The 15,168-nt window shown below is 64.1% G+C and carries 12 protein-coding genes, 1 pseudogene and 2 riboswitches; of the genes and pseudogenes, 4 read left to right on the top strand and 9 right to left on the bottom strand.

The window, feature by feature from the left end; genetic code table 11:
- Window positions 1-73: 73 nt before the first annotated feature.
- The 9 genes and pseudogenes from G6N15_RS19995 to G6N15_RS19955 form a co-directional block, all read right to left on the bottom strand.
- Window positions 74-2,002, bottom strand: a pseudogene (locus G6N15_RS19995) (APC family permease); the annotation flags it as partial.
- Between the two features lie 145 nt (window positions 2,003-2,147).
- Entirely contained in the window at window positions 2,148-2,351 is a 204-nt protein-coding gene (locus G6N15_RS19990; RefSeq protein ID WP_083089969.1) for a hypothetical protein, read from the bottom strand.
- Window positions 2,352-2,399: 48 nt separating this feature from the next.
- Window positions 2,400-4,064 carry an NRAMP family divalent metal transporter gene (locus G6N15_RS19985; protein ID WP_083089970.1) on the bottom strand — a complete coding sequence of 555 codons (1,665 nt, stop codon included), beginning with the start codon at window positions 4,062-4,064 and terminating at the stop codon, window positions 2,400-2,402.
- Window positions 4,061-5,407, bottom strand: a complete 1,347-nt coding sequence (locus G6N15_RS19980; RefSeq protein WP_083089971.1) for a magnesium transporter MgtE N-terminal domain-containing protein — start codon at window positions 5,405-5,407, stop codon at window positions 4,061-4,063. The genes G6N15_RS19985 and G6N15_RS19980 overlap by 4 nt, the downstream gene beginning before the upstream one ends.
- Before the next feature lie 95 nt (window positions 5,408-5,502).
- Window positions 5,503-5,787, bottom strand: coding sequence for a WXG100 family type VII secretion target (locus G6N15_RS19975; RefSeq protein WP_163748170.1), 285 nt, complete (start codon window positions 5,785-5,787; stop codon window positions 5,503-5,505).
- 27 nt (window positions 5,788-5,814) lie between these two features.
- Complete coding sequence (locus G6N15_RS19970; RefSeq protein WP_163748167.1) at window positions 5,815-6,111, bottom strand: WXG100 family type VII secretion target; 297 nt, start codon at window positions 6,109-6,111, stop codon at window positions 5,815-5,817.
- A gap of 73 nt (window positions 6,112-6,184) precedes the next feature.
- Window positions 6,185-7,438: a PPE family protein gene (locus tag G6N15_RS19965; protein WP_083090028.1), complete on the bottom strand. Its 1,254-nt coding sequence runs from the start codon at window positions 7,436-7,438 to the stop codon at window positions 6,185-6,187.
- A gap of 21 nt (window positions 7,439-7,459) precedes the next feature.
- Window positions 7,460-8,674: a PPE family protein gene (locus tag G6N15_RS19960; RefSeq protein ID WP_083090027.1), complete on the bottom strand. Its 1,215-nt coding sequence runs from the start codon at window positions 8,672-8,674 to the stop codon at window positions 7,460-7,462.
- Between the two features lie 21 nt (window positions 8,675-8,695).
- Window positions 8,696-8,992, bottom strand: a complete 297-nt coding sequence (locus G6N15_RS19955) for a PE family protein (protein ID WP_083090026.1) — start codon at window positions 8,990-8,992, stop codon at window positions 8,696-8,698.
- A gap of 295 nt (window positions 8,993-9,287) precedes the next feature.
- Window positions 9,288-9,458: riboswitch (M-box (ykoK) riboswitch) on the bottom strand.
- A 422-nt stretch (window positions 9,459-9,880) separates the two neighbouring features.
- Window positions 9,881-10,051: riboswitch (M-box (ykoK) riboswitch) on the top strand.
- Between the two features lie 454 nt (window positions 10,052-10,505).
- On the opposite strand from G6N15_RS19955, the gene G6N15_RS19950 reads away from it, so the two are divergent.
- From G6N15_RS19950 to G6N15_RS19935, 4 genes are all read left to right on the top strand, one after another.
- Window positions 10,506-10,721 carry a hypothetical protein gene (locus tag G6N15_RS19950; protein WP_139798062.1) on the top strand — a complete coding sequence of 72 codons (216 nt, stop codon included), beginning with the start codon at window positions 10,506-10,508 and terminating at the stop codon, window positions 10,719-10,721.
- Window positions 10,722-11,225: 504 nt separating this feature from the next.
- Window positions 11,226-13,028, top strand: a complete 1,803-nt coding sequence (locus G6N15_RS19945) for an NRAMP family divalent metal transporter (protein WP_083090023.1) — start codon at window positions 11,226-11,228, stop codon at window positions 13,026-13,028.
- A gap of 40 nt (window positions 13,029-13,068) precedes the next feature.
- Window positions 13,069-14,856, top strand: a complete 1,788-nt coding sequence (locus tag G6N15_RS19940) for an NAD-binding protein (protein WP_083090029.1) — start codon at window positions 13,069-13,071, stop codon at window positions 14,854-14,856.
- Window positions 14,857-14,887: 31 nt separating this feature from the next.
- Window positions 14,888-15,106, top strand: coding sequence for a three-helix bundle dimerization domain-containing protein (locus tag G6N15_RS19935; protein ID WP_083090022.1), 219 nt, complete (start codon window positions 14,888-14,890; stop codon window positions 15,104-15,106).
- Window positions 15,107-15,168 lie beyond the last annotated feature (62 nt).

The following is a 15,168-nucleotide window of genomic DNA, read 5'->3' as shown; positions in this document are numbered from 1 at the left end:
GTTTCCGTTGGTCGCCGCGTGTGCGGCGATCGGCAGCACTTGACCAGATCGCACCCTGTTGCTTTGCCCGGCTCGCCTGTGCGATCCGGGACCGTATGTCGTAGGGGACGATTTGCGGGGTGGCGCCGGGGATGCGGCTGATGACTTTGGCCATCTTGTCAGCGGTGCGGTCATGAAGCAGCCGGCCAAGCAGCGGCGAGAATGTTCGACGAGGCAGCAGCGCCGTCACCTGGGAACCGGGGTGATCGTCCAGCTCCTGCAGGATCAGCTCTTGGGCCGCCCGGCACAGGTGACGATCGGGGCATTCGATCACACGCAACCTGGTCTGGTGATCGAAGTGCTCCCAGCGCGTTCGCAATCGCGTGGCATGAGCCGGATCCAGCACGAAATGCACTGCGGTCAACTCGTCGGCGTGCAGTCCCTTCCCGTAGCGCAGCGCCTCCATCTCGGCCAGGTCGATGCTGTCGACAAAGACGATCACTCGATGTCGCGCATGCTTGACCAGCTCCGGACGCGCGCTGCCTGACATCTCCAGCACCGAGGCCTCGTCGCGGTACTGCCGGTTGAGCCGCATCAATGCCAAGACCAGCAACGGGAACACGACGACGATCAGCCAGGCTCCCTCGTCGAACTTGGCCACCGCGAAGATCCCGACCACGATCGTCGACAAGATTCCCGCCGACAGGTTGATCGCCAGTTTGCGACGCCAGCCTGGGTCACGGTGGGTGAGATGGTGTTTGGTCATTCCATAGCCGGCCATGGCGAATGCGCTGAAAACGCCCATCGCGAAAAGCGGCACCAACGCGTTGACCGAGCCGTGGGTGACCAGCAGCAGTGCCACCGCCAACACGGTCAGCGTGATGATCGCGTTGGAGAACACCAGCCGGTGGCCTCGCTTCATCAGCGGCCGTGGCAGGAAACGGTCTTCGGCGACGAAGTTAGCCAACGCGGGAAAGCCGTTGAAGCTGGTGTTCGCGCCGTTGTACAGGATGGCCGCGCTCGAAGCCTGCAACAGAAAGTACAGGGCGCTGCCGACCAGCCCGCTGCCGAAAACCGCTCGGGCGATCTCGGAAAGCATCGACGGATATCCGGCGACATACGGAGTGGCATGGGTCGCGTAGGCAAGCCAGGCGACACCGGCCAGCAACAACCCCAGGATCCAGGCCATTATCGTCAGGACCCGACGCGCATTGCGGCCCTGCGGCTCCCGAAACAGGTTGACGGTATTGGAGATAGCCTCTACTCCGGTCAGTGACGAACCACCATTGGCAAACGCCCGCAGTATCACCAGGATGGTCGCACCCATCACCAATCCGTTGCCCTGATGAATCGGTACCGCTCCAACAATGTGCTGCGGATCGTATTGGGGTAAACCCCAGAAGATCTCACGCACCACGCCGACCACGGTCATTAGGCCGAGCATGACGACGAACGAGTAGGTCGGCACCGCGAACGTCCGGCCTGCCTCCCGCAATCCCCGCAGATTCGCGTAGCAAAAGACCAGTACCGCGCCGATGGTGATTTCCAAGCTGTACGGGCCGAGCGGCGGTATCGCCGACACCACCGCCACCGTGCCGGCCGCGCATTGGATCGCCACGGTGACCACGTAGTCGATCAGCAGTGCGGCTGCGGCGATCTGGGCCGCTCGGGGTCCGAAGTTCTCCCGGGCCACGATGTAGGAGCCACCAGCGCGCGTGTATGCCATGACGACCTGGCGATACGATGCGGCGACCAGCGCCAGGATCAGCAAGATGACGCCGGTGAGCGGAAGCAACAACATGAACGCGGCCATCCCTGCAGCAGGCAGCAGTTCGACCATGATCTGCTCGGGACCATAGGCAGTTGACGAGATCGCGTCCGGTGAGAGCGCGCCCAGCGCAACGGGGTTCGATAACCGCTCGTGCTGGAGCTGGTCGGTGATCATGGGTCTACCCAAGAAGGCCCGCTTACACACGTCAGAAAACGACGGCGACACCTTCTGCCCGTCAGCCAAAGTCGTCACAGAACTTCCTTTGTCCCATCTCTACAGGTCGCTGAATGACTATGAAGCGCATGCCGATCGCGTACGGTGACGCCACACATGCAATCTCGCTCGAACGCGGGCGAGCGCCACCGTCGCCTGGCAGGAGGCAACTGGTTAGCGGCCGTTACCGCGCCACGGAGATAGCGGGCGGCCTGACTCTGACCCGGTGCGTGACCATTTCCCAGGCTGACGGCGAGTAGTGCGTCGTGACTTCCTCGAATCCCTCGACACGGCAAACGCTGACCACGCCGGTGTCGTGGTTGATCGTGAGTTGCGCTCCGTCGGTTGCGCGGACTTCGTCTCCGTTGAGGAGCCTGATGATGAACACGATCCTTCTCCCTTCCTAGTTGTATCCAGTCGTCTGCAGCGGCCCAGGTCAGGCGCTGCCGAGTTGAATGGCTTTGATTACCAACAAGATTGCCCCGACCACGAGATAACCCCGCAAAGCGAGCATGCCCAATCGAGTCCCGACCGACCATGTCACCGGCTCCAGTAAGGTCAATGGCGGCATCCGCCAGGTGGTCCGCTCAGCTGTTGCCAACTCAAGCGATAGCTCGCCGGACGGGGGTGGTTTGGGCCACCGACGACCGGACCACCTCAGCACACCCAACGTGACTGCGGCGCATATGGCCATACCGGCCGTGAGCTTGACGGCGATAGAGACAACGTCAAGGTCGGGGAACATTGTGGTGGCCATCAACACCCCGGACAACAGCAACAGCACACTGACAATGAACCCGGCCACCACATTGAGCCAGGCACGATTAACCCACGGCCCCAACACTTGCCGATCGTTGCACAACAACAAGAGAAAGACGCTCGCACTCGGCAGCAGCAATCCGGCCAAGGCCTGCACGCCGGTGGTGATGAGGCCCAGCGGCGCTCCCGGGATCAAAACGATCGCAGCCGCTGCCACCACTATCCCGGTGTAGGACAGGTAAAACGCTTTGGCGTCAGCGAAGCCGCGGTGCAGCGAGTGCTTGAGCCCGAACACGTCCCCGAATGCGTAGCTGGTGGACAGGGTCACCGCCGCCGCGCCGATGATCGAGGCGTCGAGCAACACGATCGCGAACACCGACCCGAGGATGTTGTTGTGCTGGCCGAGCAGGTGCGCGACCGTTCCGGCGTCGACGAAATTCCCACGGGTGTGGGTGGCGCGGGCGGCCCAGTCGCCCGTCATCACCAACGCGGCCGCCCCGACCACCACGACGAAGGCGCCTAGGACGGTGTCGGCCCGCTCGTAGCCGATGAAGCGCGGCGTGATGCGCTTGTCCACGACGTTGGACTGCTGGAAGAACAGCTGCCAAGGCGCGACGGTGGTGCCGACAATGGCGATGATCAGCAGCACCGAGTCAGAGGTGAATCCGCCGTTGACGCCCGGCAGGACAAACGATTTGGCCGCGTGCCCCCAGTGGGGATGGGACATCAACAGCATGGGAATCTGAAGCAATGTGATCACGATGAACACGAGCATCGCGCGTTCCCAGCGCCGGAAGCTGCCGGTGGTCATGATCGCGATCAACGCGATCGCAGCGAACGGGACGACCAGATATCTGGGAATTCCGATGTAGTCGGCCGCCAACGTGATCCCGATGAATTCGGTGACCAGCGTCAGAAAGTTCAGGATGAACAGGTCGCCGACGGAGAACCAGCCCCACCCGCGGCCGAACCGTTCGTTGATTAACCGTGCGTGTCCGACCCCGGTAACCGCACCGAGCCGGACCACCATCTCCTGGTTGACAATCAGCACAGGAATCAACAGCAGCAGCACCCACAGCAGGCTGTAGCCGTAGTTCTGTCCAGCCTGCACGTACGTCGCGACTCCGCCAGCGTCGTTGTCGCCGACCATGACGATCAAGCCCGGCCCCACGATCGCCAGCATCGTAGCCAGGCGCACCTTGAGGGTCCGCGGACGATCGGTGTCGCTGAGGCTGATCCGGCCCAGCGCACCCTCGATGTCGCCGACGTGGGCGCTGTCCAGCACCGCCGTGGGCGGCGTCTGGACTGCCAGCTCGTCGGCGGCGCGGTCGAGAGTGGTCATCGCCAGTCACCCCCGTCGCCGCCGATCGAGATGGAATCGTCTGTGACAGCAGGTTGTTCACGGACCGGACGTGGGCCGGGTTCTCGCCGGCGCCAGTCGTCGGGAATAGTTGCTTTCAGCACGTCGTCGACCGTGACAACGCCCAGCACCCGATCCTCGTCATCGACGACCGGGATGGTGTGCAGGTCGTAGTCGGCCATCAGCACAGCGACGTCGATCAGATCGGCGTCGGGAGTAACCCTGGTCGGATCCGAATCCATCAGCGTGGCAACCATGTCCGCGGGATGCGCCTGCAAAAGCGCGATCACCGATACCACCCCGACCAGCTGCTCGCGCTCGTTGAGAACGTGCATCTGCAAGAGCGCCTCCGGCTGCAAGGCCTGTGCGGTGCCGATGACAGCGAGTGCCTCCCCCGCAGTTGCCCCCGTTCCACACGAGGCGATGTCGACGTTCATCAATCCACCCGCGCTGCCAGGATTGAACCCGAGAAGGGTGATCACCTTCGTACGGTGCGGTCCAGGCATCAAGTCGAGAACCCGACGGCGCCGCGACTGGCGCAGGTCCATGATCGCGTCGGCGGCGTCGTCGGCACGCATCCGGCTGAGCAAGGCGGCGACTTCCCCGTCGGGCATGTCATCGAGCAGCCGACTGGCTTTCTCCGGTTCGAGTTCTTCGAAAACGTCTGCTGCGAGCTCGAGGTCACTGCGCACGCGGTCAAGGATTTCTCCGCCCTCAGCGCGATCCGCCTCTTCGAGCAGGTCAGCGATCTGCGCCGGCTTCAGCGCCCCCATCCGCCCCGAAACGCGGCGCACGGCAATCGACCGGCTATGTCCGATCAAGGGCTCGAATGCCTTCCAGTCCCGGGCGGCGTGACCGCCGGGGGTTTTCAGCAGTCCGAACAGCCTGGGCGGACGCCGAGTGTCGAGCCGCGCAAGCACCCACCCTTCTCCGCTGTCCTCGAGCTCGACGTCGTAGGCGCGCACCAGCTCGCCCGCGGCCACGTCGATCAACCGATACCCGAGCACGTCGGCACGCAACAACACCTCACCGGGCCGGCGTTCGAAGTGTCGGAGGTCGATCGTGTTCTGGCCCAGCGTTACCCGATCCAACTCGAACCGCTGAACCGACCCCGTGCCGACGAACACCCGCCGACCGCCGACTGCCGCGACGATGCCGGTCACCAGTGGATAGGTGTCCGTACCGCCCAGCCGCACGATGATGTCGTCAACCCGGCCAATCGCCTCGCCGGATGGTGTCACCACAGGGGCGCGCAACAGCGCAGATAGATGGATCACAAAACGACCGGCACCGACATCGCGGGGCTCGACGACTGACATGCTCATGGGTATCCCTTCTCGACGCCAAGGGGCGTTAATGGTTGTTGGGCGACGGGGCGGCATCGTGTTGCCGCCCCGGGCATTTGAGCTCGGTGACCAGATCAGGCCCAACTGGAGCCGACGGCGCTGTCGGTGCTGCACATATTGCTGCTGGCCGTTCGCACCTTTTGGCCGTGGGCGTTGGCCTGCTCGTAGATCACCTGGAAGTTGCGGCCCAACTCGGTGATGAACTGTTGGCACGCCGTCGACCCGGCGCCACCCCAGAAGTCACCGGCGGCCAGCACGTCGCGGATGATCGCCTGGTGCTCGGCCTCCAACGACGCAGCCTGCGCCTGAATCGTCGCACCGTGGGCGTCGACGTCACCGAATTGATAGTTGATCGTCATGTCGTTGTCTCCTAACAGTTTTCGTTGCTAGCTGCGCAGGATGTTCTGGGACGCCTGCTCTTGCTGTTCGTAGTTGTTCGCGTCGCGGATCAGCCCGTCACGCACGCCGTGCAGCATGTTGACGATGTTGCGGAAGGCCTGGTTCATCTGGCCCATGGTGTCGTAGGAGGTGGCCTGTGCAGTACCACTCCAGCTGGCACCGGCGATGTTGACCGACGACGCCCACATCTTGCGGGCCTCGTCCTCAACGGTCTGCGCGTGCACGTCGAAACGGCCCGCCATCGCCCGCATCTGGTCCGGGTCGGTCATAAAACGGGTGGTCATCGGTGTGTCTCCTTAACTTCTCGAAGTAATCCATCCGAACGAAACATGTTGTGGTGCAAAAGCGTCTGCCCTCCTAACCGGCCGCCGGCGGGCGGGCCATCACGATGGGGCGAAAACCGTACAGGGGCAGTTCGTCGCCTTCATGGCTGGCCATGCCCGCGATCCCGCCCAATGGCATCCCGGGCATGCCTACTGGCGCGTTGGGCGATACCAGCGGGGTGGCGCCCAGAGCGGCACTCAGCCCGCTGGTGCGCGACAGCGCTTGGCTGAATGCCGGAGCGGCCGAAGCCCAACCGTGCGGTACCGACAAGGCGCCCAGCGATGCGGCCTGGCCCATTTCGGCCGACACCGCGCCCAGTCCTGGCAGGCCCGCTGCTGACCCGAGCGCGCCGGCCGCCGGGCCGAGACCGAGTCCGGCCGCGAAATCTTCCACCGCGCCCGCATCGGCCGCAGCCATCGAGGGAAACAGGTAGCTGAATCCCGTCACCGAGTCGATGAACGATGTCGGGTTCAGAATTCCGTTGGTGGTGAAGGCATTGCTGAGGTTCACCACTGACGCGTTGTTGAGGAAGGCACCGATCAACGACCCGTTGGACCCGTCGAGGGTGTTCAGCAGTCCGGCGAGTCCCGTCGTCGACTGGTTGGATCCCGGTGCCGTGATCCCAAGGAAGTCGCCCAACCCGGACGCACTGGATGCGTTGGGGGCGGCCGAAGTGGCGGTGGTGGCGGTTGCGGTCGTCGCCGCCGAGGTACCCGTGGCCTGGCTGACGGCAGCGGTTTGGTTCACCACCGCGCTCGCGGTGGTGGTCGGCTGCGGCGCGGTGAACGGGGTCAGCTGGGCGGCGGCCGCCGAGTTGGCGGCGTAGCCGTACATCGCGGCGACGTCCTGGGCCCACATCTCGCCGTACTCCGCCTCGGTAGCTGCGATTGCCGGCGTGTTCTGGCCTAAGTAATTGGTCGCCACCAGCGATGTCAGCTGGGCACGGTTGGCCGCAATCGCCGGCGGCGGCACCGTCATCGCGTACGCGGCCTGGTATGCCCCGGCGGCCGCTTGGGCCTGGGCGGCTGTCTGCTCGGCCCGCACGGCGGTGGTGTTCATCCACCCCACATAGGGCGCAGCCGCGGCTGCCATCGACGTGGACGCCGGACCCAGCCAGTTCCCGCTGGTCAGCCCCGAGATCACGGAGCTGTAAGACGCTGCAGTCGATTGCATTTCAGCCGCCAGCTGATTCCAGGCAGCAGCGGCGGCCAGCATGGGGACCGCTCCCGGACCGGAATACATTCTCGCCGAGTTGATTTCCGGCGGCAACAGTGCAAAGTCGATCATGACACTCTTCCCATCAGTCCGTTATCCGGCGGCCGGCGGACGTGCCATCACAGGAGGAAGCCGGAAGCCGTATTTCGGGATCGCGCGCCTTAGCCCGCCGGTCATCCCCATCGGCGAAGCAAAGCCGCCCGGCCCACCGACCGGAGCGCCGGGCGGAGCAGCCAGCGGGGTGCCGCCCAGCGCGGAGGCGATCGGGCTGGTGGGGGCGGCCGAGGCCCAGCTCGGTGGCACCGACAGACCACCCACGGAGGCCGCCTTGCCCAGCCCGGCCGACACCGCCGACCCGGCCCCACCCAGGCCTGGCACGCCAGCCGGCGTCAGGCCGGCCGCCGCCGGATCGAACAGGTCTGCCAACCCCGGTAGCCATCCGCCGTTGGCGGCATCCTTGGCGGCGTTCAGGAAGCTGAACCCCTGCAACGTCTGCAGCAGGAACTGCGGGTTGAACGGCCCGCCCGCAAGGGATCCGTTGACTACGGCAGTGCTGAAGAAGTTGGAGTTCAGGAAGGTTCCCAGCGCCGAGTTGTTCGACCCGTTCAGGAGACCCGCCAGCCCGGACGAGCCTGTGGAGTCCGTCGACGATGTGGCGCCTCCCAGCAGGGAGGTCAGCCCCGAAGCCGTCGATGCTTTACCGACAGCGGACGTGCTGCTGGTGGCCGCCGAGGTCCCGGTGGCCTGACTGACCGCGGCGGCCTGGCTGGCCAGCGCGTTCGCGGTGGTCGTCTGCGGCGGCACGTTGAACGGGGCCAGCTGCGTCGCGACCGCCGAGTTGGCGGCATAGCCGTACATGGCGGCCGCATCCTGAGCCCACATCTCCGCGTAGTGCGCTTCGGTGGCCGCAATCGCCGGGGTGTTCTGCCCCAGGAAGTTTGTTGCCACCAGCGCCGCCAACTGCGCACGGTTGGCTGCGATCACCGGTGGCGGCACCGTCATCGCAAACGCGGCCTGGTAGGCCGCGGCGGCCGCTTGGGCCTGGGCGGCCGTCTGCTCAGCCTGCGTGGCGGTGGTATTCATCCATGCCACATACGGTGCGGCCGCGGCTGTCATAGACGTGGATGCCGGACCCAACCAGCTCCCGCTAGTCAGCCCAGAGATAACCGAGTCGTAAGAGACTGCTGTCGTGCGCATTTCGGCAGCTAGCTGGTTCCAGGCAGCAGCGGCGGCCAGCATCGGGCCCGCTCCGGGACCGGCATACATTCTGGCCGAATTGATCTCCGGCGGCAAAGCTGCGAAATCCATTGCGGTTAAACCTCCGAGCGCTCACAAGACCGTGGCGTTCGCCGCCTCAGTGGCCGCGTACGATCCGGCGCTGGTCCCCAAGATCGTCACGAACATCTCGTGGATTGCCGTGGCTTGGGCGCTGACGGCCTGGTACAGCTGCCCGTGTGCCGCGAATTGTGCTGCAGTCAGGGCGGATACCTCGTCGGCAGCAGCGGGCACCACGCCGGTCGTCGGCGCTGCTACCGCCGCGTTCTGGGCGGCCAATGCCGAGCCAAGTCCCTGTAATTGGCTCGCTGCCGCGGCCAACATATCCGGCTGTGTAGTGACAAAAGACATGACACTTCTCCTCAAGCAAGCAATAGGGAACCCCGGGAGGGGCATGTAGTCGTGTCAGAGCACGCCAAATCACGCATACGCACCAACGGGTGGGAATGCGCGTTAAGTGAAGCGGCGCAAGCCGATTCAGGCGACGGGATTGATGCCGGGGTCGGATCCGAACGAAACGGTCACCGAACTCGGATACGGACTATCACCGCGACTCATTCCGCTCTCACCTCCTCAGGGCCAAGGGCACATGGGAGTGCCACCATGTCGCACATCGGGGTGAGGCAGCCTGGTGATTCCGCCAGGAGCGGCACCCCTCTCGTCTGAGCTTTGGCACTGCAAGGCGTATCCGGAAGATCCGGAAGCCACTTGGGCTCAACCCTTAAGCCGGGAGGAGCTGTCCTGACCCTGGGCGTCTCTCGACGTTCGGGGTCAGTGGCCTGTGTCCCTGCAGACGCCTCACCTAGCGAGGTGCATGCATGGGCAATCGTGGCACCCGGAAGGCCGTCCGTCAACCCAACACCGTGACCTAGTGCGATATGTCACCAACGGCGCGCGCCGGTCTCGAGGTGCCGGCATTCGTGCGAGTCAGGCGCAGCTGACTGGCTGGCTTGCCGGCTTCGGGCATCGGCGTTCCGAGGCCCGCGTCATCGCGGGCGTGAACAAATCGGGGCTGATCGGCCTTCGTCAGGAACGTACGCAGCTAGGCAGTCTGGCCACTGCAGCACATCTGGGCCGCTCCAAAAGCGCGCCGGCGCAACCACACCCAAGATGTTGACAGAGTCTGATGTCGCGGCTGCGTGTTTTATTAACGCCTCGGCCGTGGCGCCATGGAGTTCGGCGGAGCGAATTTTGCCAAATGTTTGACGGGCACCAGGTGTGAGTGCCAGCATGTAGGGGCAAGCACCTCGCTAGGTGAGGCGTCTGCAGGGATACAGGCCACTGACCCCGAACGTCGAGAGACGCCCAGGGTCAGGACAGCTCCTCCCGGCTTAAGGGTTGAGCCCAAGTGGCTTCCGGATCTTCCGGATACGCCTTGCAGTGCCAAAGCTCAGACGAGAGGGGTGCCGCCCCTGGCCGAGTCGCCAGGTCGCCTCACCCCGTTGTGTAACGTGATGGCACCCGCGTGTGCCCCGGCCGTGAGGAGGTGAGGGCGAAGTGAGTCCGAGCGACAGTCCGTATTCGTATTCGAAGTCCGTTTCGTCCCGATCCGGTCACGGCATCTCTCCAGCCGCCTGAGCGTTAACGGACGCTGTTTCGCTGACGTCTGCGCGCTATCGGTGCGCAGAGCGATGAAGCGCGCCGGCATTCGCTCGCCCTCGGCGGAATTCTGCGTGCCAGCCGGTTGGGCTGCTGCCAGGAGAACATCATGGATTTTGTTGCGACACAGGCACATCCGAGTGGCCCGAGGGCAAAGCAAATGCCCGCTCCTAACCCCGAGCGCCAGATCCACCGAGCCTGCGGGGATGTCCGAGCGGCGCTTTGTGACGCACTCGAGGTCCTATCGGGGATAACAGATCCAAACGTGAGCTGCGCCGACATGTTCCGGGCCTTCAGCGATTTAGGGCATGTCCAGCATCATGTCGCGCTGGCCCTACATGCCACGAACCTGCTCGACCAGATGGTGGGCACGCCGGCTGAGCACCGTCTGCCGTGGTCGCACTATCGCGGCCGCATCGGCAAGAAGCTGCCCGAGGGCCGTCAGGACTTGCAGATAATTGCGACACAGCGTGTGTTCTAGCCGTGAGGAGGTGAGGGCGAAATGAATCAGAGCGATAGTCCATATCCGTATTCGAAGTCCGTTCCGTCCCAATCCGGCCGCGGCATTCCTTCTGCCGTCTGAGCGCAGCGGGCGTCTTTCGCCTGCGCCTGTACACCATTGGTGAACGGGCGGTTAATGAAGCGCACCCGAGACTGCTCGGGCACTGAGGTGGACTACGGCAAGCCGGCCGGGCGTCACTCCTAGGAGAAGATCATGACTCGTTTTGTTGCACAGCGGATTCCAAGGACCCACCGGTGGATCGGGTTACACGCCGCTCGGCAGATGGCGGGCCGGTTACGCGCTCGCTGCAATCTGGCTCCACAGCAGCGAGCCGCCCTATATGTCTCGACAATGCCGCCGGCAGTAATCACTGCCACCCCGGGCGGTCATCGGTCCCGTGCTGAAAGCGACCGCAAATGACACACCGGCCCAGCACACACTGCACACCTGCAACCACGATTCTGTTCGGAAAGTGAGAGGCCGATGACTGAGATCTCCACCCGGCCAGACGACATTGTCGGCGTTGGTAGCTCAGCGACCACCGACGGCGCCCCGGGCGATAATGGTAGCCATGTCGCAGCGGATGTGATCGCCAGCGAATCCGGGTCGGCGGTGATCGATTCGGCACATGTCGGCGACATCATTGGCGCGTTCGGCCGCATCGCACGCGACGCCACTGGCCCGGGCCGCAGCCGCTGGCAGCGGCTGCGAACGCTGATGGTCATCACCGGGCCGGGACTGATCGTGATGATCGGCGACAACGATGCCGGTGGCGTGGCGACCTACGCCCAGGTTGGGCAGAACTACGGGATGAGCCTGTTGTGGACGTTGCTGTTGATGATCCCAGTGCTCTACGTCAACCAGGAGATGGTGCTGCGGTTGGGCGCGGTCACCGGAGTTGGTCATGCGCGGCTGATTTTCGAACGGTTCGGCAAGTTTTGGGGCGCATTCAGCATCGGTGACTTGTTGATTCTCAACGCGTTGACGATCGTCACCGAATTCATCGGTGTCTCATTGGCACTCGGATTTCTGGGCTGCCCGAGAGCTATCGCGATTCCGGCTGCCGCGGTGTTGCTCTTCGGAGTGGTCGCAGGCGGTTCGTTCCGTCGTTGGGAGCAACTGATGTTCGTGCTCCTGGCAATAAACCTGGCGCTTGTCCCGGTGGTGCTGTTGGTGCATCCCACGCTAGGGGAAAGCGCCCGTGGGCTGGTGCCTTCCTTGCCGGGCGAACCCGACTCGATCGTATTGATGGTGATCATCGCGATCGTAGGCACCACAGTGGCGCCCTGGCAGCTGTTCTTTCAGCAGTCCAATGTCGTCGACAAACGCATCACGCCCCGCTGGATACCGTACGGGCGTGCCGATCTGGCTATCGGCATTGTCGGGGTCATCGGCGGGGGCATCGCGCTCATGGCAGCCACCGCGTTCGGGTTGGGCCGCACCAGCGACGCAGGGAACTTCACCGACGCCGGGGCGGTCGCTGCTCAGCTGTCCCACCACGTCGGCCACACCGTCGGCGTGCTGTTCGCGATCGTGTTACTGGACTGCTCGCTCATCGGCGCGAACGTGATCGGGCTGTCCACCACCTACGCGCTTGGTGACACGCTCGGCAAGCCGCATTCGTTGCATTGGAAGATGACCGAAGCGCCGCTGTTCTACAGTACTTACGCTGCGCTGCTTGGGATTTCGGCTGTGGTCGCATTCAGCCCCGATCATGTCCTGGGACTGATCACGCAGGGTGTGCAGGTTCTCGCCGGCATCCTGCTGCCGTCGGCAACGGTATTTCTGGTTCTCCTGTGCAACGACCGTCCGGTACTGGGGCCGTGGGTGAACAGTTTCCGGCAGAATGCCCTGGCTTGGATGATCGTGTGGTCGCTCGTCGTGCTGTCGTTGATGTTGACGGCGGTGACATTGTTTCCGAACCTGTCAACCGACACGCTCGAGGGTGCCCTGGTTGGCGGTGGCGCGATCGGCCTACTCGGCGCCGTGATCGTCTTCGCAATCGGTTGGTACGCCGACCGACACGACGCGGAGGACACCGTGCCGTTGGGTGCGCTCAATCCCGAACAGTTGGAAGAACTGGACAATTTCCCCACGTTGACCCGCGCCGACCGCAAAGCTTTTCGCAACAAGGTGCGTGCAACCTGGCGCATGCCCGCGTTCGCGACCCTCGAGCGGCCGGTGATGTCGCCAGTACGGCGGGCAGGGCTGCTGACGCTCCGCGTCTACTTGGTCCTCGCCGGTGTGCTGGTCGTGGTCAAAGTTGTCCAAGCCGGCGTTGGCTGACCGGTGTGCCTCCAGATCAGCGATGGGAGCCGCGGAGATCATGTACGGCCACATCATTGTCAGTGGTGAGGACGCACTGGCGACGACGATCATCGAGGAGTTGAAGAACGCCGGCGCGAGCGTCGTCAAGCTCGGTGACACCGACCTCGCCAATGCCGGGGTTGCCGAAGCGGTCGCCGTGGTGTGCGCGGGAGATGACGATGCGACAAATCTCGAAATCGCACTACTGGCAAGGAGGGCCAACCCGCACGCGCGCGTGGTGGCGCGGCTGACCAACGACGTGCTGCGAGAAGCGGTAGCCGCCGACAATGGGCCGGGGGCGATCCTCGACGTCGCGGACTTAGCGGCGCAGTCGGTTGTCGAGGCTTGTCTGGCGAGCAGCACGCACCCATTCGAGGCCGCTGGCATCAAATTCGGTGTTTGGGGCAGCGAGGCGCCGCGTGACGCGACGTTGCGCGAGCTCTACGGTGACCTCGCCCCGGTGGCGGTGATTCGAGGCGAGCAGTCCTTTACCCCCGGAGAGGTGCTCGGGTCTCCCGGCCGGGATCTGCGGGTGAACGCCGGCGACTGGACGGCGATGATCGGCACCGCTGACGAGTTGGCCGGCCGCGGCATCAGGGGACCGCGGCCTATCGGAAGGCGCACACGCCAGTCTCGGCTACGGCGACTACTCGACGCCGCACGCACCCTGCGCGACGACGTCAACCCGGCATTTTTTCCCTTGTCTGCGGTGGGGCTGATCCTGCTGATCGGCTCAACGATCCTGTTGCGCTTCAGCTACCAGCTGCCTTCGGGGATGACGTGGCTCGACGGGTTGTATATGGGCGCCGAGACGCTCACCACGGTTGGTTACGGCGATTTCAGCTTTGCCCAACAGCCCAGCTGGCTGCGAGTGTTCAGCATCATTTCTATGTTCGTCGGCATGACCACCTCGGCGATCCTGATCGGCTTCATCGCCGACCTGCTACTGTCGCGCCGCTTCACCCACACGGCCGGTAGGCGACGGGTGCGTCATCTCCGCAACCATGTGATCGTCGTCGGACTAGGCTCGCTTGGTATCCGCGTCGTCAGTGATCTCACCGCCGCCGGGTATGACGTCGCGATAATCGAGCGCGACGAAGACAACCGCTTCCTGTCGTCGGCATCCGAACTGGACGTGCCGGTGATCTTCGGGGACGCCACGTTGCGGCAGACGCTCGAATCGGCCCGTGTCGACCGCTGCCGCGCGGTGGCGGTACTGACCGGCGATGACATGGTCAACATCGAGACGGGGATCATGCTCCGCGAGATGTTGGGACCCCGGGTACGGCCGGAGGTCAACCGGTGGCACGACGTCCCGATTGTGCTGCGCGTGTACGACCGTGCACTGGGTTTCGCGGTAGCACAGCGGTTCGATTTCGAAAACGTCCGCTCGACGGTCGAACTGGCCGCACCGTGGTTCATCGGGGCCGCCATGGGCCTAGAGGTTCTGGGCACGTTCTCGGTCGGCCAAAGCTCATTCGTGGTCGGCGCCATGCATGTCGAAGCGGGCAGCGAACTCGATGAGCTGCGGATGTTCGACCTGTCCACGGAGGCGCGCGTCATCGCGATTACCCGGCCGGACGCCCCGGTCAAGCTGCATCCACGCCGCGACGCCTTGCTCAACGCGGGCGACACCGTCTACCTCGTCGGTCCCTACCGCGAACTGCTCGCGACCCTACGCAAAGGACAACCTCCGAAGCAGCTCACGACCAGCTATGAGCGCCCGCGCCAAGACCAACAGGTCAACGTCAGTATCAACACAGAAGGAGCGAAAGAGCTTGTTGCCCAAAATCAATCTGTCGGTTGACCAATCGCAATGCGATGGACACAATGGTCGGGTGCCTCAAGAAGAGCGGGCCTTAATAGATGCGGTTGAGCGTCGACTCGTCGAGAAGTATGCGGCGCTGCCGGCTGACGATGTTGCTGCGGTGGTCCAGCACGCATACACACAGTTCCAGCAGAGCACCGTGCGGGATTTCATCCCGCTATTGGTCGAGCGGCGTGCCAGCGAAGAACTAGCTAACTTAACGGGTGCCGCCATGCGGCAGCTGGCATAGCTGGACTGCCGCATCCGCTGAGTAGGCGGCAAAGCGGTCGCAGCGCTGCCGAGGGGCTGGTG

Source organism: Mycobacterium noviomagense (genome assembly GCF_010731635.1).
Taxonomy (GTDB): domain Bacteria; phylum Actinomycetota; class Actinomycetes; order Mycobacteriales; family Mycobacteriaceae; genus Mycobacterium; species Mycobacterium noviomagense.
The sequence above is the reverse complement of the archived record's forward strand: the minus strand, read 5'-3'. Positions and strand labels throughout refer to the sequence as shown.